General features: G+C 57.2%; 20 protein-coding genes and 1 pseudogene. 9 read left to right on the top strand and 12 right to left on the bottom strand.

The window, feature by feature from the left end; all coding sequences use genetic code 11:
* Positions 1-44: 44 nt before the first annotated feature.
* Positions 45-1,205, bottom strand: a complete 1,161-nt coding sequence (locus NE850_RS11910; protein ID WP_165185297.1) for a DUF3800 domain-containing protein — start codon at positions 1,203-1,205, stop codon at positions 45-47.
* Positions 1,206-1,618: 413 nt separating this feature from the next.
* Positions 1,619-3,607, bottom strand: coding sequence for an ATP-binding protein (locus tag NE850_RS11915; RefSeq protein ID WP_232064119.1), 1,989 nt, complete (start codon positions 3,605-3,607; stop codon positions 1,619-1,621).
* A gap of 289 nt (positions 3,608-3,896) precedes the next feature.
* Between NE850_RS11915 and NE850_RS11920 the strand changes: the two genes are divergently transcribed.
* A complete protein-coding gene (locus NE850_RS11920; protein WP_165185294.1) occupies positions 3,897-4,523 on the top strand; it encodes a rhomboid family intramembrane serine protease in 627 nt (208 codons plus the stop codon).
* 103 nt (positions 4,524-4,626) lie between these two features.
* On the opposite strand, the gene NE850_RS11925 is transcribed toward NE850_RS11920, so the two are convergent.
* The 7 genes and pseudogenes from NE850_RS11925 to NE850_RS11950 form a co-directional block, all read right to left on the bottom strand.
* Positions 4,627-5,352 (bottom strand): hypothetical protein, encoded by a 726-nt coding sequence (locus NE850_RS11925; protein ID WP_165185292.1) that lies wholly within the window; start codon positions 5,350-5,352, stop codon positions 4,627-4,629.
* Between the two features lie 111 nt (positions 5,353-5,463).
* Positions 5,464-5,841, bottom strand: coding sequence for a GIY-YIG nuclease family protein (locus NE850_RS39455; protein ID WP_197740244.1), 378 nt, complete (start codon positions 5,839-5,841; stop codon positions 5,464-5,466).
* The gene (locus NE850_RS11930; RefSeq protein WP_310698792.1) at positions 5,819-5,995 is read right to left on the bottom strand and encodes a hypothetical protein; all 177 of its coding nucleotides are present in this window, start codon (positions 5,993-5,995) and stop codon (positions 5,819-5,821) included. The genes NE850_RS39455 and NE850_RS11930 overlap by 23 nt, the downstream gene beginning before the upstream one ends.
* Positions 5,996-6,012: 17 nt before the next feature.
* Positions 6,013-6,150, bottom strand: a pseudogene (locus NE850_RS11935) (flagellar basal body protein); the annotation flags it as partial.
* A 107-nt stretch (positions 6,151-6,257) separates the two neighbouring features.
* Positions 6,258-7,754 (bottom strand): flagellar filament capping protein FliD, encoded by a 1,497-nt coding sequence (gene fliD, locus NE850_RS11940; RefSeq protein WP_310698793.1) that lies wholly within the window; start codon positions 7,752-7,754, stop codon positions 6,258-6,260.
* 409 nt (positions 7,755-8,163) lie between these two features.
* Positions 8,164-9,306 carry an NADH:flavin oxidoreductase/NADH oxidase gene (locus NE850_RS11945; RefSeq protein WP_310698794.1) on the bottom strand — a complete coding sequence of 381 codons (1,143 nt, stop codon included), beginning with the start codon at positions 9,304-9,306 and terminating at the stop codon, positions 8,164-8,166.
* 351 nt (positions 9,307-9,657) lie between these two features.
* Entirely contained in the window at positions 9,658-10,254 is a 597-nt protein-coding gene (locus NE850_RS11950; RefSeq protein WP_310698795.1) for a short chain dehydrogenase, read from the bottom strand.
* 97 nt (positions 10,255-10,351) lie between these two features.
* Between NE850_RS11950 and NE850_RS11955 the strand changes: the two genes are divergently transcribed.
* On the top strand, positions 10,352-11,287 hold the full coding sequence (locus NE850_RS11955; RefSeq protein WP_310698796.1) for a LysR substrate-binding domain-containing protein: 936 nt from the start codon (positions 10,352-10,354) through the stop codon (positions 11,285-11,287).
* Here NE850_RS11955 and NE850_RS11960 read toward each other — a convergent pair.
* Positions 11,250-12,281 (bottom strand): AraC family transcriptional regulator, encoded by a 1,032-nt coding sequence (locus NE850_RS11960; RefSeq protein ID WP_310698797.1) that lies wholly within the window; start codon positions 12,279-12,281, stop codon positions 11,250-11,252. The genes NE850_RS11955 and NE850_RS11960 overlap by 38 nt on opposite strands.
* Before the next feature lie 260 nt (positions 12,282-12,541).
* Between NE850_RS11960 and NE850_RS11965 the strand changes: the two genes are divergently transcribed.
* Complete coding sequence (locus tag NE850_RS11965; protein ID WP_310698798.1) at positions 12,542-13,249, top strand: response regulator; 708 nt, start codon at positions 12,542-12,544, stop codon at positions 13,247-13,249.
* Positions 13,250-13,266: 17 nt separating this feature from the next.
* Here the strand turns inward: NE850_RS11965 and NE850_RS11970 are convergent, their stop codons facing one another.
* Complete coding sequence (locus NE850_RS11970) at positions 13,267-13,638, bottom strand: response regulator (RefSeq protein WP_310698799.1); 372 nt, start codon at positions 13,636-13,638, stop codon at positions 13,267-13,269.
* Positions 13,639-13,787: 149 nt separating this feature from the next.
* Positions 13,788-15,629 (bottom strand): ATP-binding protein, encoded by a 1,842-nt coding sequence (locus tag NE850_RS11975; RefSeq protein ID WP_310698800.1) that lies wholly within the window; start codon positions 15,627-15,629, stop codon positions 13,788-13,790.
* 472 nt (positions 15,630-16,101) lie between these two features.
* Here NE850_RS11975 and NE850_RS11980 point away from each other — a divergent pair, with 472 nt between their 5' ends.
* From NE850_RS11980 to NE850_RS12005, 6 genes are all read left to right on the top strand, one after another.
* Positions 16,102-16,230 carry a hypothetical protein gene (locus NE850_RS11980; protein ID WP_310698801.1) on the top strand — a complete coding sequence of 43 codons (129 nt, stop codon included), beginning with the start codon at positions 16,102-16,104 and terminating at the stop codon, positions 16,228-16,230.
* 361 nt (positions 16,231-16,591) lie between these two features.
* Entirely contained in the window at positions 16,592-16,855 is a 264-nt protein-coding gene (locus NE850_RS39460) for a DUF3331 domain-containing protein (RefSeq protein ID WP_405044826.1), read from the top strand.
* A 170-nt stretch (positions 16,856-17,025) separates the two neighbouring features.
* Positions 17,026-17,712, top strand: a complete 687-nt coding sequence (locus NE850_RS11990) for a gamma-glutamylcyclotransferase (RefSeq protein ID WP_165187396.1) — start codon at positions 17,026-17,028, stop codon at positions 17,710-17,712.
* A gap of 51 nt (positions 17,713-17,763) precedes the next feature.
* The gene (locus NE850_RS11995; protein ID WP_165185287.1) at positions 17,764-18,792 is read left to right on the top strand and encodes a LysR family transcriptional regulator; all 1,029 of its coding nucleotides are present in this window, start codon (positions 17,764-17,766) and stop codon (positions 18,790-18,792) included.
* A gap of 29 nt (positions 18,793-18,821) precedes the next feature.
* Complete coding sequence (locus NE850_RS12000) at positions 18,822-19,754, top strand: alpha/beta hydrolase (protein WP_232064118.1); 933 nt, start codon at positions 18,822-18,824, stop codon at positions 19,752-19,754.
* A 194-nt stretch (positions 19,755-19,948) separates the two neighbouring features.
* Positions 19,949-21,124, top strand: a complete 1,176-nt coding sequence (locus NE850_RS12005; protein WP_165185285.1) for an efflux RND transporter periplasmic adaptor subunit — start codon at positions 19,949-19,951, stop codon at positions 21,122-21,124.
* The last annotated feature ends 7 nt before the right edge of the window (positions 21,125-21,131 follow it).

Raw genomic sequence — 21,131 nt, forward strand, 5'->3', positions numbered from 1 at the left:
AAAATTGCGAACTTCGGATGCTGCTTCAATCGACTCAGTAAGAATCACCCGAGATGAGGTGGAGTCACTTCCCCGAAAGTGAATGCCTGATGCTTGAAATCACTGTCTTCAGGGACGGTTCTGTAAATCATCCCGTTGCTAAACTTGTCGGAGACATCAATCAACTTCTCCAGAAGTTTCAAGTTGCCGCGTTGCGTTTCGTCCAAGGCTGCCTTTGCTTTGCGCAGCTCCGGCATCGAATTCTCCTCGATGAAGTTGAAGTGCTTACCGAGTAATCCGCACACAACATCGGACAGTTGCACTCCGAACGAATCTTTCGAGTTCACGAACGAGAATGAAACACGCCTGGTTCCATTCATGAATTCGATGTCGCCGAGTTGCTTCTGAACGGTCAGCTCTTCATCGAAAATGTGCTCTGACTTCCTGAAAAGACAGACGGGACGTACATAGAAATCATGCAGCCCCTCTATGAGGACGTGGCTTTCATTGTCGACGAGAAACGCGAGTTCCTCAAGTTTTGTCGCTTCTTTCAGCATAGACTTCAGCCACAAGTCCGCTGGTGTTCGTGGGGTCTTTGCTGTTGCATTCAGAAACGCTAAGACAGACTCCGAAAACTCCGATGTCTTCTTGCCCACATTCGGGTAGTCGTAGGCCCGAAGAAGCGCAAGGAACGAAAACAGGTCTCGTGAGACAATGGCATGAAGTTCGTTCTTGATTTCGCGATGATAAATCACGAACGGGAGAAAACGGGGGTCGGCGAAGAGCGAGTCGATGATATCGACCAACGACCAGTAAACCAGATTCAGGTTGTAGTAGTGGATGTAGATTCTGTTATTTAGCAGATATTGGAGAAAAATTTTCAACTTCTCCGAGCGCAGAATATCGAGATAGTCACCCTTCGCGATGAGGTCGAATTTAATCTCTGGCGCGCTCTTCTGGATTCTCAACGCCTCGCGTAGCGGAGCAACATCTGGAAGCGGTGTCATCGTCCGATGCGCGATACCACCGAGGATGAAATTTTTCATCTCTCGATTGTTCGGCTGTCCGTCTTCCCTCAGATGGAGTTTGCGGATGTTGTTGGTCTCGTCGTAGTAGAAGACCATCTTCTCATCAACTCCGTACAACCGCTTGATGACTTTGTCCCCGGGAGATGGCATCAGCTTCAGAAAGCCTTGCCGCACGTGGTTTACGTCGATTGTCAGCATTTTGATTGCAGAAAAAAAGCAGCGTCTAATAGATTCGCCGGATGATTGTAGAAACAGTACCACTCATTCAAGTGTGCTGATGACCTTTATCGATTGGGGTAACTCATCCGATATCTGTTGATTCGCCGTATTTTCAACTTAACAGCGTCGGAACAGCCTGCCCGCCAGTTTCTCCGCTTCCTGATGCATCACAGACGTGGCTGCGATAATGTTTCGCGTGGACATCCGCGGTGCTGCAAATCCGCCAAGCCGGCTACGTTTGGGTTTGTCCGAATAATCGCCGTCTGCGTTGGCGGCACTACCGCGCCAATGATTGAGTAATGGATGTCCGAACTCCGGAGCAGCATAGACCAGATGCCATGCGAGCCAAAGCCATCTCGCCCGCACACGACCGGCGTCGCTTAGCATCATTGTCATTCATTCGTGTCGACTACTAGGTCCATTTGAAGAACAGTGAGCGGCTCCATGAACTTTTTGAGTTGCTCCTGTTGCGTAATCAGGAACGGTGCATCCTTTACCCGGCTGTGCAGATTCAGTAACCGCTTTTCCGCACGAACCAAGATGGTGTCGTACAGCATTGGGTAAATCTTTACCTCTTCGCCGTGCTTGATAGGTTCGTTCTCACCATCTTCAATCTTATCTCCAAGAACGAACCCATCAACTCTCGTGAATTTCTTTATATAGCCGAGCGCCCGCAGCTCTTTTACGTACTTCCAGACCTGGTCTTTCTCTTTGCTTCCGAGAGGCAAACCCGTTGTCTTAAGGTCGATGATGACCAGTTGGTCGACCCCGTCCTCATCGTGATTCTCGTCATAGGACGGACGGGCGTAAAAGCCAACACTGGCGTCCGGGAGGGCTACAAAATCCGGTCGATTGCGACTTCCTTTTCCCGTGGTGTCTTTGAATATGGTCTTGATGACCTGCGTCATCCCGACGTTTGACGTGAAGTCGATGGACTCAAACTGTGCCCCGAACATCCAGAGACCGCGCTCGAACAGCGGCTGCAGTTCGTGAACCTCGTCGATGCCGACCGTCTTAAGTTTGATGCGTAATTCGGCTATGAGCTTTAGTCGATTCTGGATTTCATCCAAGACGAGCTTCGCCATGCTGACGCTCCACTCTGTCAAGATTTCGTGCAAGCTGTCATAGTCGCTCGGGTCGCACTTCTGCAGGACGTCGAGCAATCCATAGCGGGACTTTGACTTTTCGAGCTTGGTCAGAATCGTCGTAAGTTGGACAAGCTCGTTCTCGCCGAAATTCGGGCACGTCTCGACTACTTCCTCGATGAAAGATGAAACGCGGTCCTTGCTTACAGGAGAAAGAGCGTTGATGGCATTACCGACCCGCTCGATAACTGCACTCTTAGTTGCCTCACGCTCACTTCTGCTCGCCTCGTGGATTATGTTTCGGATTCGGTCTTGAACCGCTTCGCGAGTCCTCAACCAAGCCAGATTGTCCTCATCGAAGCCGCTCCAGTCTTCAGTCACCGCATCGTGGTCGTTCAAGAAGTCCGCCTGAACGATGAACGTGTAGCGCTTTGCCTCGGAAGTACGGCCGTCAAGTACACGCTCGTAGTCGCTCGGACTCCAGCTACACTGGCCAACCGCACGGCCCCGCACCCACCAAGCGATACCGTGCTGCTTCGTCGTCTTGTCGGCTTTCTTTGTATCTATGTGTAGGATTCGAACGGTTCCGAGGCCCTCTACGTTGAACTCTTCTTGCGACAGGTAGGTTGGGATGTCGTTAAAGCTTATCTGCTTTGAGTCGATGGACACCTTGAACGCGGGGTTTGCGAGAAATCGGCTGCCGATAATCTCCCGGGCCTTCTCATCCGTGAAGAGAAGTTGCGGGATGTCACCGACACCTTCGATTATTGTCCCGTGCCCCTCCACACCTTGAGCGGTAAAGGAGATTTCATCAAGAACGAGGGGCTTGGTGCTGGTTCGCCCGACGCGACAAACAAACTCTTGTCCGTTCTTTCGGGACCTAACAATATATTCAGAAGCGAAGCAGAATGAAGCAAACCTGCCCTTTCCGTTCTTCCCAAAAACCTCGCGCGGAAGGCCTGCGGTACCTTGGGGCGGCAAGGACTTTTTCCCTTGAGCCGCAATGCGGTTGTACGACCAAGTCCGCCAGATGTACTCAAACTCGTCGCGCGTCATGCCGTTGCCATTGTCTTCAATCCTGAAGTGGCGTTCATTTCTCGCGCTTGGGAGAGTAATGCGAACTTCTGTGGCGTAGGCATCCCAACAGTTCGCGACCAGTTCAACAATGGCGGTTGGCGGGTCGGACACAATAGCGCCCGCGTAGTTGTTCAGAAACCGTTCGTCAAATAGCGGCTCTTGTTCCATCCGTTCCCCCGATACTGTTTTTGTGCGGCCGCTCAATTGATTTGAAATCATCAGCCGGCACTCGCTAACGACCTCCCCGTGTCCATTGCCCACAGGGTCGCTTGTCTGTTGTATTTGCATCATATTGTAGACTAGAAGCGCTTTACAATTGCGGCCCGTGAACAGACGGTGCGAGCGAGATTCTGCGCTGCCCAAACAGACCATACGTCCTAATATGCAGATTAGATAATCGACCTTCAATATCGGCACGATGAGCGGCTTACTCGCACAACTCCACCGGGGCACCTGCGCCGAACCAATCTGCAGCTAACCCACCCATACCGCCCCGGACGAGTTGGAGATGTCGCAACCCAGTGCTTCAACCACCCCATCGCGAGCCGCTGGTTCGTTCGTGGACCAGCTCAAGGCCCGGGTTGCGCTGCTGGCCCTCTTTGTCGGCTCGATGTGGGCGACGTTCTTTCTGTCGGTTTTAATGCCTTTTCTGCACCTGAACCGTCACGGTGTTGTCTCGCGCACCCTTGGCGGCCTGCAGGGCATCCTGTTCGCGCCGTGGCTGCACGCCGGGCTCTGGCATATAGCGGCCAATACGGGCGGCTTGCTCGTGCTCGGCTGGCTCGCGATGTGGCCGCGCATCACCAACTTCTGGCAGGCGACGGTCGGCGCCATGCTCGGCGCGGGATTGTGTGCATGGCTGCTCGGCGCGCCTTATTCTGTGCACATCGGCGCGAGCGGCTTGATGTTCGGCTATGCCGGTTATCTCGTTGCACGCGGCTTCTACACGCGCGGCATCCTCTCGATTCTCATCGCCCTGTTCGTGGTCAGTAGCTATGGATTGAGTATGCTGCTCGGCGCGCTGCCCCTCTATCCTGACGTGTCGTGGCAAAGCCATCTCGGTGGCGCGATTGGCGGCATCATCGCCGCGCGACTGTCGCGACTGTCGCGACAAACGCTACGCCTTCAAGCCTGACTTTTATCATTTACGGTCGATATACCGTTCTGGAAAAGCCACGCCGGGAGTGACTCGCTGGTTCTTTAGCATCTGAAGGCTGACAAACCTTTACGTCTGCGTTTCACGCCCCCTTTTCCTCCGGTCGCCTGTAAATTCCGTCGAAGAATTTCTGCGTTTTCGCCAGCTTCGGCAAATCCAGGACGAGTTCCTCGATGTCGTTGTGACGATACTGCCGCAGACACGCGGAAGCGGAGAAAATCCATACGCTCCCGAATTCTTCCGCGTCCTTGACCCCGTCCACTTTGAAAAACGGCGCGGAGCTTGTCATGTTCCACTCCGGGTGCATCGGAGCCCACAGACAGGCGAGCGGTCGAATTTCCGCCTGCTCGCCCTTAGGGCCGAGTTCCTTTCTGCGCATCTTATGCAGCACCTTGTCCAAGCCCAAATCGTTAAAGCGTCCTGTTTCTTTGTTCCAGCATGCGTCGAACTCTTTTCGCATGCGCTTTTGCAGTTCGGAAGGCTCAGAATCGCAAGGGATGGCCTTGCCACTCCTATACCCGTGGAATGATGCCGATTTCACCTCAGTCTGGTAGAAAACAGGCCCATGGACCGGGTCCTCAACCTTGACCCATGCATCCAGCCTCTTGCCCGTCTTACCCGTTACGGGAAGGCAGGAACCTGGAATGCGTTCAGCTGTTCTTCCGTCTGCTTTCATGTAATGGCAAAAAAGCGCGATGGCGAACTCCTCGTGCGCTAGCATCTTGACGGCGTTGGAATGCTCGCGTGCATCCTCGTTCTCGTCGTAGAACTCAATCATTGCCCGGAGGTCGATGAGGCGTTGGGTCATGTTTTCTGTCGCTGCTCGTTTTGGTCCATCAGGGCAATTCGCGCGGCATGCGCGCTTTCTTCTACATCACACAGGCGGCGCATGGAGCAAGCCGCTCATTACGGAGGAGCATTAGTTTCGGTTGTAGCCGTGGTTCCTTGTTCCCAAGACCTCCTTCCAGTGATTTTCCCGCCCTGCGATTTCCTCGCTTGTCGACTGGATGTCCGCTATCTCCAAAAGCGATAAGCTGAAGTCGTCCTTCCGCTCCGGACTCGCCGAACCTAGTTCCTTGACGAGGGCCACATTGTTTCCGTGGCCATTGGAGACATATGTGGACCAACGCTGCCAGATTCCGCTTTCGCCGTCAGCCTTACCCACATAGAGCTTTCCGTTGCTTCGGTCGGTGATGAGGTAGATACCTTTGACGCTCGACAGCGCTGTGCGCCAGGACTCGATATTCTGAGTGACAACGATGTCAAGCTCAGCCTTACGCAGGTTGACGAGAAAAATTTCGCCGGCTTTGCCACAATTGCCACTCGTCGAACCGCCCTTCGATGAAGACGTTTACCGCACCGCTAATCTGCGTGTTCGTGCTGGAGCGCAGTTGTGCGTACTGCTCGCCAGCCGCATGGAACTGGTCGACCAGCACCTGCGCCTTGCTCATCACCGTTTGGCGTGCGGCGAGGCTCGACGGGTTATCGGACGCACACGCGAGTACCCTGGCGTCGCCACGTTGCTGATGTTCTGCCCGGTGGTCTGAAGACCCCACGAAGCCGCGTTCAGCCCGCTCAGGCCGATATTCAAAAGACTGCTGGTCATTCAGAACCCCGATGACATACGTGCCAGGAAAATGGCTGCAGAAGGCCACCGTCCCGCCGCCTGCGCCGCGGGACGTCCGTCAGTACTGCGACTAAGAAGTGCTATGTCTAGCGGGCGTTCAGCGCGCCGGATGTATTTCCATTGCCAAAGAGCGCCGTGAGATAGTTCGCGTTGTTATTCATCTGCGCCATCAGCGTATTCAACGCCGTGAACTGCGCGCCATACTGTTTGGTCAGTTGGTCCGCGTAGGTGTCGAGCCGCGCCTTCTGCGCAGACAGCGATTTCATCTCGCTATCAATCGAACTCAGTCGGCTATCGATAATGCCGTCCTTCTTGACGTAGGCATCGACACGACTCATCACAGCGGCTGCAATGCCGTTGTTGGAGTCAAAAAGCGCCGCGACTTTGTCCGGAAAGTTAGTGAGGGCGGAAGTGAGAGCGGCATCGTCAATCGACAGCATTCCGTCTTTCATCGAGACGCCAATCGAGCCCAGGGTGAGCGCGCCGTTCGACGAAGAAACGCCTTTTCCGATGACCGCTGCGAGTTCGTTGCGAATGCCGTTAAGCATCGAGTCGCCGAGGAGCGCAGCGCCTTGTGAGCCCTTTTTCTGCGAGGGGTCGAACGCCGTCAGTGCTGCCGCTGTGCTCACGAAATTATTGTACGCGGCGACAAACGCAGTGACAGACGCTTTCTGGATAGTGACGTCGCGGGTTATCGACAACGTTTGCGTTGTGCCGACGGCCTCAGCGCCCAGAGACAGCGTCACGCCCGCAATAGCGTTTTCAACGCTGTTGCTCGCGCTGTAGACGCGGGTGCCCGCAATGGTGAACGACGCGTCCTGACCGGCGACGCTTTGCGTCCAGCCGGAACTCCCATCGACTGTGGTGTACGGGGAAACCGTTTTTGTCGGGTCTTTCGGGTCGACAGTACTGGTGGCTGACGCGACATTCAGTTTGGACAGCCCAGCATCAGCACTATCCTCTGCGAGGTTGGCCGACATCGAGATACTGTTGCCAACGCCGGTCTCAGTGGAGCGCAGCACAAGATGCGCGCCATCTGCGCCTGTGACGACCGTCGCCGTAACGCCGGAGCCCTTGGCCGCCGCGTTAATCGCCGATGCGATGCCCGCAACCGTATTGTTCTTGTCCGTGATTTCGATGGAGATGTCCTTGCCGCCAACGGTAAGCTTCAGCGTACCTTCGCCGAGCTTTGCCTTCGGGTCAAACGCGCCGGAACTGATAGTCTGCGCGGTTGCGATGTTGTCGACGGTGATGTCGTAGCTGCCGGCGACGGCACCCTTGCCGGCCAACGCGGCGACACCCTTGCCATCGGCCTTCGTGGCCAGCCCACTGAGCGCCGTACCGTCGGCGAGCGACTTCGAGGCTTCCTGCAGCGCCGCGAGCGCTGACTTGAGCTTGCCAATCGCTGAAGTCTGCGTCTGTCTGGATGCCTGCTGCCCGGCGATGCTGCTTGCCTGCCCCGCAACCTTTGCGTTCACGAGCGCGGTGACAATCCCTGAAATGTCAGCGTTGGAGCCCGTCGAACCGCTGATGATTGACTGCACCGCGGATTGCATCCCCGGTGTATCGTAAATTGACGTCATGTATCTGTCCGTTGGCCTAGTAAGTAACGTCCGACTTTCGACTTGAGCCGCCATGGGTAATCAAAGAAAGTCATCGCCAGTTCAAGAGCGCATCCATAACGCCCGACAAATCTTACTTTTTAATTACGGATAGATTACTCAATGATTTAGTGTCGCCGACGCACGCGGCAGCAAGTAAAAATATTTTTTGGGAATAACGCGCCGACGGACCTCAACCGTGGTAGCGCCAAGGAAGACCGGTGGTCGGACGGGAAAGTGGCGCGCGATGCAGGACAGAAGAGGAAGCGGCTTGGCGAAGATTGAACGGATAACCCAGCCCTCAACGGCTTTCCATATGTGAGTTTTCAAGAACTGCGTCGCGCGCTGAGGCCGCTGGGCGGCCGGGCTGCAAAACCTATTCCTCCGGCCCCTACGTCTCGGGTGTATGCAGCGCGCCCAAGCCGTTCGCGCGGTTACTCAGCCACCAACCGTATTGTCGGGGCCACGCATCGAACCCGTCAGCTTCGAGCACTTGGCGTGCATGAAGCGCCCAGTTGGGGTTGTAGAGCGCCTCACGACCGATGCCAATCAAGTCGGCCTGCCCACTCTCAAGCACGCCATCGGCATGAACCGGGTCGGCTATGAGTCCATCGGCCATCGTAGAAACTCGTGCTTCCCTGCGAATTTTTTCCGCATAGGCGACCTGATGGCCAAGGCCATGTTGCAACCTGTTAGCCAGGGTAGCCAGCCCGGAAATGCCACCAGATGAACAAGCGACGACGTCGACACCGGCATTTTTTAACTCACGAGCAAATTCAACGGTATCGTCAATGCCATAACCACCGTCGGAACCATCGATAGCCGAAACGCGGCACATGAGTGGTTTGTCTGAGGGCCATACGGCGCGAAGGCGCTTCACGATTTCAAGCGGATAAGTCACACGCCCCGAGGCGCCTCTGCCGTAGGCATCGCCTCTCAGGTTAGCAATCGGCGAAAGAAATTCATGCAGAAGGTATCCGTGCGCGCAATGAATCTCCAACACCTCGAAGCCCGCGCGGGCCGCCCGTCGCGCAGCTGCCTCCCAGGCAGCAGTAACTTCCCTCATTTGCACGTCGCTCATTGCTGCGGGTTCCGGCCATCCTTTTGCTGCAGGTAGTGCCGAAGGCGCGATTGTGCGCCAAGGTAATTCTCCTCGAAGCGCATCCGTTTCAGTAAGGAAGCCATACCCTTCCCACGGACGTTGAATGCTCCCCTTCCTTCCAGCATGACCAAGCTGAATCCCTGGTATCGCTCCCTGCGACCGAATGAAAGTTGCGACGCGACTTAACGGCGCAACATGGTCATTGGACCAGAGTCCCAAGTCACCATGTGTCACCCGACCGCGTGCTTCGACCGCGGCGGTCTCGACCATGACCATGCCGACACCAGCTTGCGCGAACTTCCCATAGTTCACGAGATGCCAGTCATTCGCCAGTCCCTCATGCGCAGAGTACTGGCTCATAGGGCTAACAACGATTCGATTGGGGAGCGTGGTTCCGCGGAGTGTCAGCGGCGAGAAGAGCCTGGACTTCACAGTATTGCCGATTCACTTTTGGACTAGAAGCGCCGCACTCTAATGGATGCTAGTCCGCTTAGGGTGCAGTTACAGCCGAATTCTCATTTCGCAACGCGCGAACAATACGCTCAGTTAGTCGCGTCTGTCGTCGTGCGAACGAGCAGAATGAAAAGGTGGATGGACAAGGCAAGCTATCTTGCGGATGACTCGCCCTGTCGGTCGCTGAATGAGTCGGTCAATTCGTCTTGTAAAAATTATATTTTTCGAAATGACAAACAATTGCAGTCGCGACTTAGATGGACAATGTACACAGGAAGACGTCTAAGGTTGACTCGACGGATGCTGCACGGAGTTTCTCGTGAGAACCGCTTACCAGACGCGATACGTGCGCCCAGTTTGCGCACCGTCGACACTACGGTGAAATGCTTTTGCTACCAGTGCAGCATTGACCGCCTGGAATCCCGGAAAGAATGGTCCATAGGCAGCGACCGATTCAGTCACGATGGACGGACTCACGGCATTAATGCGTTGGCCACGCCTCAATTCCGTAGCCGCAGCCAGCACGAACGCGTCGACGGCTGCGTTGGCCGTTGTGGCGTTACTGCCCTGAGCGATAGGTTCGTGAGAGCAGATACCACTTGTTAGCGTTATCGAGCCGCCGTCATTGAGGTACTGTTGGCCGATGAGGGCGAGTCTGACCTGGCCCAGGACCTTGTTCACAAGACCAAAGCTGAATTGCTCCGCAGTAGTATCTGTGAGCGGACCGAAGTGCACATGTCCGGTTGCAGAAACGATGGCGTCAACCCGGCCAACTTTCTCAAACAGAGCGGCAATGCTCGCGTCCTCCGTAATGTCCGCCTGCAGGTCGCCGCGTGTCTTGCCGACGCTAATGAGCTCGTGATGCTTGAGCTCGCTCATGATTGCTTTGCCTATCGTGCCGGTACCGCCGAATACGAGAACTTTCACCTGAGTCTCCATTGAATGTACCGGTGGATTGTGGACTTCGACGCGATGCCAGACCAGTAGCGCTTGATTAGAAAACATCTAACTGGAAGTTAGGAACATGGACAGATTGCGAAGCATGGAGGTGTTTGTCGCCGTGGTCGACACGGGGACGTTCAGCGCCGCGGCACAGATTCTCAACCTGTCTGGCGTGATGGTCGGCAAAACAATCCAGCAACTCGAGGACCACCTTCGAGCTCGTCTTCTGAATCGGAGTACGCGGCGACAAAATCTCACTGACGCTGGCGCTGCTTTCTACAAAGCGGCACGTGCGATTCTCGACCAAGTGAAAATCGCAGAGGACACGATTGAGAACATGCAGGCTACTCCACAGGGGCGCCTGCGCGTAAGTGCCCCTGACACACTAGGTAGCGCTGCCATCGCGCCGCTGCTGGCCTCCTACTCACTTGCGCACCCCAACGTGCATGTGGAGCTGGTGCTCAACAACGAACGCGTGAATCTGATTGAAGAGGGGTTTGACCTTGCCGTACGCATCGGGCCACTCGCCGACTCTCATCTTGTTGCGCGTCCACTCAAGCCATACGAGATGGTCATCTGCGCATCGCCGGAGTACCTTGAGCGCGCCGGCGTGCCTCGAAAAGTGGCCGAGCTGGAAGAACACCATTGCCTCGGCCACCTCGCTTTCAAGGTTCGTCACGTATGGTACGTTGGTGACACGGAGTACGCGTGGCCCCAAAAGACAACCCTGTCGACCAACGATGGGCACGCGTTACGTGCAGCCGCTATAGCAGGCGCTGGGGTCATCATTCAACCCGAAGTGCTGCTTGCTGAGGACATCGCGAGGGGGCGTCTTGTGCGCATACTGGACTCGTATCTGCCGACACCCCGGCCAATCAACCTCGTCTATCTTCGGGACTCAAAGCCGCGGCGTAAGCTGATGAGCCTGGTTCACTGGATTCTTCGGGAACTCGCCCCGCAGCCGGGTGCAATTGGCGACCCTAGGCACCACATGCACGGCGCCACCCACCCGGTGTAGTTCCGGTTGCCGCCGAGAACGCCCTCGTGAAATGGCTCTGGTCGGAAAACCCGCAGGCGGCGCCGATTTCCGCGAGCGAGAAGGAACTGCGACGAAGCAGCTCCTTCGCGCGCTCTATCCGGTAGGCGCGCAACCACCGGAACGGGGGCATCCCTGTTGTGCTGCGAAATGCGTCAACGAACTGCCGTACCGACAGCCCGCACGCCATTGCAATGTCACTCAGCGGTGGTTCGACCAGCAGGTCCGCAACGAGCAATTCCTTAGCTATGCGCTCCTGCGTCTTCGAGAGCACACGGCAGCGCGGAGGCAAAGGCCCCCGAAAGCGTCCGTACGTAGTAGCAAGCCGTTCGTACATGGCATGCGCGACATGGTCAAAGAAAAGACTTCCGGCAAGCTGCGGGTCTGCCATCGCGGGAACGAGAGCCAGGCCCAGGTGGTGTAAGACGGGGTCAATTATCCGGTCGACGTCATCCAGCTCCCCTACTGGCGGCAAAGCAGACAGCCCGCAGAGTTCGTCAAAGGCGGGGCGTGGAATATGAAAAAGTATGCACTCAAAGGGGTCCGGCAGGTTCGCTACCGGCTCATCGGACAGATGGCCCAGCATTATTGAACCCGGAGCGTACGGCTCTGTCGGCACCCGTCGCCCTCGCTTCCAAAGCTCCGCCCCGCCCGAGTGTTGCAATTGCAGCGAGAGGATATATGCATCCTCGGTCGGCATTGGCGCGCTTTTCCCTAGCCCATGCACGGACGAACACATATGAGTGGCGGTCAGCTGTGCCGTCTTCAAACTGGTCGTGGTAAGCGTGTGTGCCGTTTCCACGTTGAACAGGTGGGCGAACTCCCGGGCATAGGTGTCGGTCGCGGCGCTCCATGTCGCAACGCGCACAGCGCCATCGACGCTGACTGATGCCGAAGCATCGCCGGCCCCGACTACTGAACCCGCCTGCTCTAGACCGGTTTCCGGAGAAGCCGTCGTTCCGCGCTGCTTTGCCATTGCAGCCTCCCGAAAATAAGAGAGGGGTCCGAGTCCGTCATGGACCACCGACCGTCATTGTCGCAGGATTAACAAATCCTGAGTTACGACGCGCACCGTCCAATCTATGTAATGCATTCGTAATATTTGACCGGCGCAGGATGCAACCGACGGTATTGCCGTTCTATACTTCACTTGCTTGAACGGGGAGAATAGGTAAACGCAAAAGGAAGCCGCCAAGCGTTAAACGAACTCCTGCTGTCTTGCTGGAGTGTGGCCAGATGTCCAGTGGACTTGTTCTTCAACCATCCGTGAAGTCTTCCAGCACCTCTGATTGGCATGACGCCGTTGTCTACGTCGTCGACGACGAAGCACCGGTACGTCGCGCACTTGCGACGCTCATGCGCTCCGTCGACATGCACGTCGAAACATTCTCCTCTCCTGAGGAATTTCTGCAGCACCCGCGCCCGCCAGTGCCAAGCTGTCTCATCCTTGATGTCCGCCTACGCAATAAAAACGGTCTGACCTTCCAGCAGGAAATTTTACAAAGGGGACTAAGTATTCCCGTCGTATTCATGACCGGGCACGGTGATATCGAGATGACCGTCAAGGCGATGAAAGCCGGCGCGATGGACTTCTTTGCCAAGCCATTCCGCGACCAGGACATGCTCGACGCCATCGGTCAGGCGCTGGCCCGCGACGCCACGCGGCTTCAATCTGAACATGCGTTGGCCGGACTGCGGGCGTCCTATGAGACCCTCTCGCCTCGCGAAAGAGAGGTGGTGCCGTTCCTCCTTGCCGGCCTGCTTAACAAGCAAATTGCTTCGGAAATGAGCGTGAGCGAAATCACAGTTAAGGTTCACCGGGGTCAGGTGATGCGCAAGCTCAACGCGCGCTCTCTACCGGACCTTGTTCGCAAAGCAGAGGCGCTCGGCATCGAACCACACGAAGCTCGCCCCTCGCCAGGAACGAGTGGAACCAGGCAATAGCAACCACGTAGCGACGCTTATGGTGAGCCGATTGCGACAGAGAGCCAATGCATCATCGCAGATGGCTGATATGGCTTCTGAAGAAGGACGAGAGCGCCATTACCCGCCGCTCTCGCCTGCAACGCAGGCGTCGGATACGCGCTGATAAAGATGGTTGCCGGCGCCGCGCCTTGGGCAACGAGGCGTTCATGCATTTCCACTCCGGACATGCCAGACATCCGGATGTCCGAAATCAGGCAGGCCGAAGCAGCAGCCTCCCCGGACGCAAGGAAAGCTTCGGCTGACTCAAAGAGGCGCGCCTCCCAGCCGAGTGAGCGCACAAGGCTCCCAAGCGCACGACGCACTGCCTGGTCGTCGTCGACAATGGATACAACAGGAGTTGTTTGCAAAATCGCGGCCCCTACGTCTCTCCCAGTGAATACCGCGGGCGTTGGAGCACCCGTAGTCTCGTAACTTAAAGACTACCTTACGCACGCGACTGGCGCGATGATACGATTGTATAAGCGGGTTGTACCCGACAACATCCGCTCGTTTCCTGTCAGGCTGTGGCAATAGACGCTTGAGCCGTGGGCAGAATGACGCTGAAAGTCGCGCCGCCTTCGGTGTTGTTGGAGGCCAGAATCTGACCGCCATGCGCCTCGATAATCGAGTTGCAGATTGCGAGCCCCATGCCCATGCCGGTAGTACGGGTGGTAAAGAAGGCATCGAAGAGTCGTGGGAGATTCACCGCGCTGATGCCCGGGCCGCTGTCGCGCACGGCTAGTACAACGTTGTTGTCACCGTCGGTCGAGGAGCTCACGGTCAGCCGATGCTTGCCCGGTATCGTGGCCATCGACTGTAATCCATTGATGATGATATTGATGAGCACCTGCTGGAGCTGCACGCGGTCACCCAGCACGAGCGGCATCTCGGGCGCGAGGCGCAACACGAGGCAGCACGCATGGCTCTCCATCTCGCCTTTAGTGAGAGCGACTACCTCGTCGACCAGTTTGTTAACTTCCACCGGCGCGTGTTCGGGCGGTGCGCCCTTCATCAGTCTTCTCACCCGCTGGACTATTTCGGCTGCCCGTGTGCCCTCGCTGGTCATCTCGGTCACACAGCCTTCGATTTCCTCCATGTTGGGCGGGTCACGATGCAGCCAGCGCAGGCAGGCTTCGCCGCTCGTGATGATGGCCGCAAGCGGCTGTCCGACTTCATGGGCAATTGAGGCGCTAAGCTCGCCCAGAGCCGAAATACGGCTGGCACGGGCGAGCTCACTTTGCGTCTGCCGAAGTTGAGTCTCAGTCTCCCGCGCGTCCGTCACGTCCATCACTGCACCAATGAACTGACGGTTGCCGCCCACAGCGTCGGCAGCATGTGCGACCACGTGCAGATGCTTTACCCGACCGTCCGGGAAAACGAGACGGTGCTCGATGTCAAAATCATCCGCCGTGCCGCTCACCTGCGAGAGCATGCGCTCGAAGATATGGAGGTCCTCCGGATGAAGCCGCTCACGCACAATCTCAAGCGTCGGCACATGGGTGGGGTCACACTCAAAAATCCGGAACGCCTCCTCAGACCAGAAAAGCTCACCTGAGGCGATGTTCCAACCGAAGCTTCCCGTATGGCTTAGTTGCTGGGCTTCGGCAAGGTACTGCGCCTGACTTTTCCTGACGAGTTCTTCGGCCTGCCTGCGCCGCGTTATATCGTTGTTCGTTTCCAGGGTTGCGCAGGGCTCTCCCCGACTGTCGTGCTGAAGCGTCCAGCGGCTCGCCACGATAACTGCGGAACCGTCGCGTTTGGTATGCACAAGGTCGCCTTCCCAGTATCCATCGCGTGCCAGTACCTGTTGTATTTCTTCTCGCGGCGCGAGAAAGACGGTTTTGAGCAGGTTGTCGACGACCTTTCCTACAGCTTCTTCCTTGCCCCATCCGTAGAGCACCTCCGCCGCATGATTCCAGTACGTAATCACGTCCTGCCGGTCACGCACGAAGACAGTATCGTGAGTCAGGTCCAGGAGTCTCGCCTGCTCCCGCTGCAAACGCTCGGATGTTCTGATACGCCGAACGAGCGAGGTGATAGCAATCGAAGTAATGAAAAAGGCCGATATTGGCAGGATGTCCTGCGGCTTATCGATTGCAAGGCTATAAATCGGCGGCGTGAAGTAGACGTTCAGCAGCAGACCGCCGACGACTGAAAAAATCGCGGATGAAATGAAACTGTCCAGCAAAGATAGCAGCACGATGACAATCAGCATGCAGAAGCCTGTGGTGGCAATCCTGAGATGAAGGTTCAGGCAAAGCCAGGCCATGGCGCAAAGGATGACGCTGCCGCCAATCCATAGTCGCAACAGATAGCCCCACTGACTTCTCTTGTCCGATGAACCGATATTCCCGCCCACGCTTCCTCCTGCGGCGGGTCGCCTGACCTCTAGCCCGGCAACTCGCACCAGCCTCGTTTAGACGGCCTTCCCCATCCTTACCTTATTGAGAGGAAATGACTTTTCTGTGCAACGCATACAGACTCCATAATATACAAACGTATAAGCGCGGTGCATCTCCGGCTACTCGTTTCCCCGCGAAGTTTGTGCCCGCGCACGAGTCGCCCTGCGCCATTACGTTATACGGCTGTATAGCCCGATTACGCCTTCGCGGCAATGCCGTACCCCACCGTAGAATAGATTCCCCGCCTCGCCGTACCTACCCTTCAGTCATCGCGATAGCGCACCTCTCAGGGCTCTACGGATTCTCGTAGGTCCACTCCGTTCCCTTCAGTTGCTGCCCGCGAAATGGCAAGCCGGTTTGCTTTCCGCTCGCAGCCGTGCTTGGCCTTACTTCCCTTAACCGACGCATTACTGCTTCAAGGAACTAGCCGTGTCACAAACTCTGCATAACTGGATATTCATCGGCGCCAACGCCTACGTCGAGTACACGTTCGTCAGCTGGCTTCAAAGAAGCGTCTACAGACGAACGGTGGACTACCAGCAGGTCTGTCTTCAGTAGGTGCGCTGCATCACATTGGTTGTTCGATAACGGCATTAACTCTGGACGAGAGGAAATGATGTTGAACACTCAAACGGTTCCCAGTCTTTCGGAATCACCTGCTGAATCCGACGATTCCCGGCCTCACCAGCCTTCAATTGCGCACCCGCCCGCCGAAGCGGCGCTCATCGGACTTTCACATGGACGCGGCAGAGTCGGCCGGCGGCGACCCACCGATGCCTCCGTTGCTGAAAAGGACCCCTGGCTACGAACGCTGGCCGCTCTCCAGCGGTTTTCTGAGCCGCCTGACGGCTCCTTCAGTCCGTTCGCCCAGCCGGAGTATCGATACCCACCTTCGCGGCGCGCAGCGGGCGACTCCCAGATGAAAACCTTCAACCTGACGGTGCTGGAGCACATGGCCAACTCTCGCGTATGCCTTTCCTGGCACGACCCGACCTTGTGCAATTACGAAGAACAGGTTTGGACACCCGGACTTGCCCGCCGCTCGGGGAGATGCGCACTGTCAGGCGCACACATCAGACGAGGCGACGCCGTATATCGCCCTCAGACACGCGGCAGTACGCCCCCCGCGAACAGTGACGCGATGATTCTCACGTCAGCGCTCGAGCAGGTCCGTGACGGCTGAACGGCGTCCGATTGTCGCTCCTGAGTGGCCAAAGCGTCTCCCGTAGGAGTGTTTATCTGGCATTACGCCGCCGTCATACTGTCGCCAAACGTGGGGACATGTTTTCTGAGGCGTCTACCAGCGCCGTCGTGCATTGCCCCAGCAACTTAGAAGGTGACGGGGCAATGGCGATGTTGACAAGAGAGGCGATTAGCTCAGGCGCGTACTTCGAACATTTCGAGGCGCTGCCGAACCTGTGGACCCTGGAGCGAATCCACAGTTCGCTCACAGAAACCCTGCAGGCGAGGCCGACCGATGCGGATGACACTTGGATTTTCGCCTACGGCTCCCTGATGTGGAACCCGATGGTCGAGTTCGAGAAAAGGCAGACGGCAACATTGCACGGTTGGCACCGAAGCTTTTGCCTGCGCATGGTTGCAGGTCGAGGGAGCCCCGATGGGCCGGGGCGCATGCTCGCGCTGCGGCCGGGCGGCCACACGAACGGCGTCGCGCTGAAGTTACCGGACGCAATGCTGGACCAAGAGCTTCGGCTCATCTGGATTCGGGAGATGGTGCTTGGGTCTTACAGGCCAACGTGGGCATCCATAACGCTGGGCGACGGTACCGAGACCCATGCACTTGCCTTTGTCGCAGATGAATGTCGCGAACAGTTTGAGGCGGATTCAAGCGTGGCAACCGTCGCTCCGCTCATCGGCACCGCAACAGGAAAGTTTGGAAGCAATACCGAGTACCTGCTGAAGCTGCGCGAGGCTTTGTTTGAGTGCGGCCTGGAGGACTCCTATATCGAAGAGCTCGCCAGCGAGATTGAGCGCCTATCGCGACGAGCCCGCTGCGACGTACCCGGCGCATCCGAATGACTGCAGCGGCGCAGAACAAGCCGCCCAGCGTAATTGCCTTAAGTGAGAATCATGGACAAACTTCAAGCGATGCAGGTCTTCACGCGGGTAGTCGACACCAACAGCTTTTCCGGTGCTGCCGACTCCCTGCACATGACGCGTTCGTCGGTGACGACCATTATCCAGGCTCTTGAGGCCTACCTGAAGGTGAGGCTACTCAATCGCACGACCCGCCGCATCAGCCTCACTCCGGACGGAGCCGCTTACTATGAGCGCTGCTCGCGCATCCTCGCCGAGGTCGAAGATTCCGAGAGCTCGTTTTCACGGGCGTCCGCCCCGCGAGGCAAGCTCAAAGTCGATATGCCGGGGTCAATCGGACGCCTTTTAGTCGTTCCAGCGCTGGATGAGTTCCACTCCCGATACCCGGATATTGACCTCATGCTCGGCGTCGGAGACAAGGCAGTAGACCTTATTCAGGACAGTGTGGACTGCGCCATCCGCATGGGCCCGATGCAGGACTCCACGCTTGTTGCACGTCGGGTCGGCGTATCGGAGTTTGTCACCGTAGCAAGTCCCGAATACATCGCCCGCAATGGCGCTCCGGCATCACTCGCGGAGTTAGAGACGCACACCGCTGTTAACTATTTCTCCAGTCGCAACGGCCGCATTGTGGAGATGGATTTCATCGTCGACAGCAAGCCTGTCGAAGTCCGCATGCGCTCGAAGCTCGCCGCCAATGATGGCGATGCTTACCTCCAGTGCGGATTGCGAGGCCTCGGGCTCATTCAGGTGCCTCACTTCCTTGCGCAGCCCCATCTGGAATCAGGCGCCCTAATTGAAGTGCTCGGGAAATGGCGACCCAGCCCGTTTCCGATTTCGGCGGTATATCCACAGAATCGTCACCTATCCCCACAGGTCCGAGTGTTCGTCGAATGGGTTGCCGAACTGTTTGAGAACTGTCAATTGCTTCGCGCTGACAACGTGCTTCCGTCCGGTATTGCCCAATACGTCAAGCATCGCCAAGCCTCCAACGCTGCGGGTCACGTGCTGGAATCAGCGCGGGCACCGGGTGCGCGCAGCAGGGATATGGCGCCGATGTAAGCGGTCTGGCAAGGCCGCGGAGCGTTGCCATGTGGCGCGCGTTCTTTGACAGCACAATTCGCTACGACCGAATTGTCTTATCGAAAGTGAGATGTTTATCTGGCTACCGGATGTATGCAAAATTCCGGCTGCTTAAACCTCCTTTATCTTTGGCGCATAGCGCAGACACTTTGATGAAAGCCAGGCTGGACATCTCGGACATCACGATTGCAGGGCATGCGCAAGACATCATGTTGCGCAGCTTCAATCCGTGCGCTCACAGCGGTATGCCAATCGTGTTGTATTTCCACGGCGGTGGCTTCGTCAAGGGCTCACTGAACGAGGCTAGCAAGCCTGCCTCGCTCATTGCAGCAAGAATCCCGGCATGGGTCATTGCCGTGGGTTATTCGCTCGCGCCAGAGTTCCCGTTTCCAGCCGCGACCGAGGACGCCCATCTGGCTCTCGAGTGGGCAGTGGATAGCGCTCGCGAGTATCGCGCAGACTCGAACCGCATTGCCGCGGTCGGACACGACGCTGGAGGCAACATCGCGACGGGACTTGCCGCCATCGCTCGCGACCGGGGCGTGCGTCGCCTGTCGGGCCAGGCACTACTCGCGCCAATGCTAGACCCGAGCATGACCCGACTGGTGGAGGGGCAGCGCTCTGGCAGGAACGACCTTGCCCCGGAGGATTGCGCGCGCTCGTACCGAGCGTACCTGCCAAGCGCAAACCACCGTATCCACCCTTATGCAGCGCCGCTCGAATCACGACGCCTTAGCACCCTGCCCCCGACGTTGATAGCGACTGCGGAACAGGACCTCGTGCGGGGAGATGGCGAAACCTATGCGCGGGAGCTTATTACGGCGGGCGTACCCGTTGAGATGACGCGCCATGGCGGGGTCTGCCATGGTGAGCTCATCTCACATGCGCCGGCGCTTAACGATGTTGTCGAGTTCCTGCGCAAGCGGCTCGCGCGCGATTGATTGCCTGACCATATTGTCGCTCCGACGGATACAAAGAAACCACTGTTCGCTACTTTATAACCAGAAACACGGAGTCCATACTTCCGTCAACGCTCTACACCCAGTGATGGATGTAAGGCCGAGACGGTTATGAACTGAAATTCAAACCTGTCACGTTTTTACAGACCACTTTGCATCTATAAGGAGTACTACTCATGCTCACCAATCACAAACGACTTACTGCCGCGCTCGGTGCGCTGGCAGTTGTCGGCGCAGTCGCCGGCATTGGCTTCACCCACGGGACCACATCAGGTCCGGTGAGTGCAGCTCAGGCCGCTGACGCGCCGCCACCAGCTACCCAGGTGGACGTCGCGACCGTCCTCTCGCAGACCATCACGGACTGGCAAAGCTATTCCGGCCGTCTCGAAGCCATTGACCACGTCGATGTCCGCCCGCTCGTTCCCGGCACTATTGTCGCCGTTCACTTCAAGGATGGCGCGCTGGTGAAGAAAGGCGACCCGCTTTTCACGATTGACCCGCGCCCCTACCAGGCCGAAGTCGACCGCGCTGCGGCACAGGTTGCAGCAGCCAAGGCTCGTGCGATTTACACGTCGACCGATGCTGCACGAGCTGACCGCCTGCTGGCCGACAATGCCATCGCAAAGCGCGACTACGACGAAAAGCAGAATGCCTCTCGCGAAGCTGCCGCAGGTGTGAAAGCTGCAGAAGCCGCCCTGGAGGCCGCACAGGTCAATCTCGGATACACCAAAATCACCGCCCCGGTGACCGGCCGCGTATCACGTGCGGAACTGACTGTCGGTAACGTTGTTTCGATTGGTGCAAGCGCGCCCTTGCTTACGACGCTGGTTTCCGTGTCGCCGATTTACGCCTCGTTCGATGTAGACGAGCAGACGTATCTGCAATACCTGGGCCGCGACCGCAACACCAAGGTCCCGGTGTCGCTGGGTCTTGCGAATGAAGACGGATATTCGCGCAAAGGTGCGGTTACGTCGGTTGATAACAGGCTCGACACGTCATCCGGCACCATCCGCGTCCGCGCCACTATCGAAAACACGGACGGCGCACTCGTTCCGGGTCTCTACGCGCGTGTCAAGGTTGGCGGTGGCGAACCGCATCCGGCCATTCTGATTGACGATGCCGCCGTGGGCACCGACCAGGCGAAGAAATTTGTGTTGGTTGTGGATGGCACGAACAAGGTCGTCTACCGGGAAGTTCAGCTTGGCTCCTTGCACGACAACCTTCGCGTCGTGACCTCGGGACTCAAGGCGGGTGAGCGCATCGTCGTGAACGGCATGATGCACGCCAAGCCGAGCGACACCGTCAGCCCGCACATGGTCAACATGGCCGACGCTGCCAAATCCGTAGCGTAACAACGCG

It is taken from the genome of Paraburkholderia sp. USG1 (assembly GCF_031570135.1).
Taxonomy (GTDB): Bacteria; Pseudomonadota; Gammaproteobacteria; order Burkholderiales; family Burkholderiaceae; genus Paraburkholderia; species Paraburkholderia dioscoreae.

Bases quoted from the DNA above. Each gene is read 5' to 3' on its own strand.
- NE850_RS11995 (WP_165185287.1), top strand. From the start codon at position 17,764: ATGGACAAACTTCAAGCGATGCAGGTCTTCACGCGGGTAGTCGACACC.
- NE850_RS11920 (WP_165185294.1), top strand. From the start codon at position 3,897: ATGTCGCAACCCAGTGCTTCAACCACCCCATCGCGAGCCGCTGGTTCG.
- NE850_RS11925 (WP_165185292.1), bottom strand. From the start codon at position 5,352: ATGACCCAACGCCTCATCGACCTCCGGGCAATGATTGAGTTCTACGAC.
- NE850_RS11955 (WP_310698796.1), top strand. From the start codon at position 10,352: ATGGACAGATTGCGAAGCATGGAGGTGTTTGTCGCCGTGGTCGACACG.
- NE850_RS11930 (WP_310698792.1), bottom strand. From the start codon at position 5,995: ATGAGCAAGGCGCAGGTGCTGGTCGACCAGTTCCATGCGGCTGGCGAG.
- NE850_RS39460 (WP_405044826.1), top strand. From the start codon at position 16,592: ATGAAAACCTTCAACCTGACGGTGCTGGAGCACATGGCCAACTCTCGC.
- NE850_RS11965 (WP_310698798.1), top strand. From the start codon at position 12,542: ATGTCCAGTGGACTTGTTCTTCAACCATCCGTGAAGTCTTCCAGCACC.
- NE850_RS12000 (WP_232064118.1), top strand. From the start codon at position 18,822: ATGTGGCGCGCGTTCTTTGACAGCACAATTCGCTACGACCGAATTGTC.
- NE850_RS11990 (WP_165187396.1), top strand. From the start codon at position 17,026: ATGTTGACAAGAGAGGCGATTAGCTCAGGCGCGTACTTCGAACATTTC.
- NE850_RS12005 (WP_165185285.1), top strand. From the start codon at position 19,949: ATGCTCACCAATCACAAACGACTTACTGCCGCGCTCGGTGCGCTGGCA.
- fliD (WP_310698793.1), bottom strand. From the start codon at position 7,754: ATGACGTCAATTTACGATACACCGGGGATGCAATCCGCGGTGCAGTCA.
- NE850_RS11960 (WP_310698797.1), bottom strand. From the start codon at position 12,281: ATGGCAAAGCAGCGCGGAACGACGGCTTCTCCGGAAACCGGTCTAGAG.
- NE850_RS11910 (WP_165185297.1), bottom strand. From the start codon at position 1,205: ATGCTGACAATCGACGTAAACCACGTGCGGCAAGGCTTTCTGAAGCTG.
- NE850_RS11915 (WP_232064119.1), bottom strand. From the start codon at position 3,607: ATGATTTCAAATCAATTGAGCGGCCGCACAAAAACAGTATCGGGGGAA.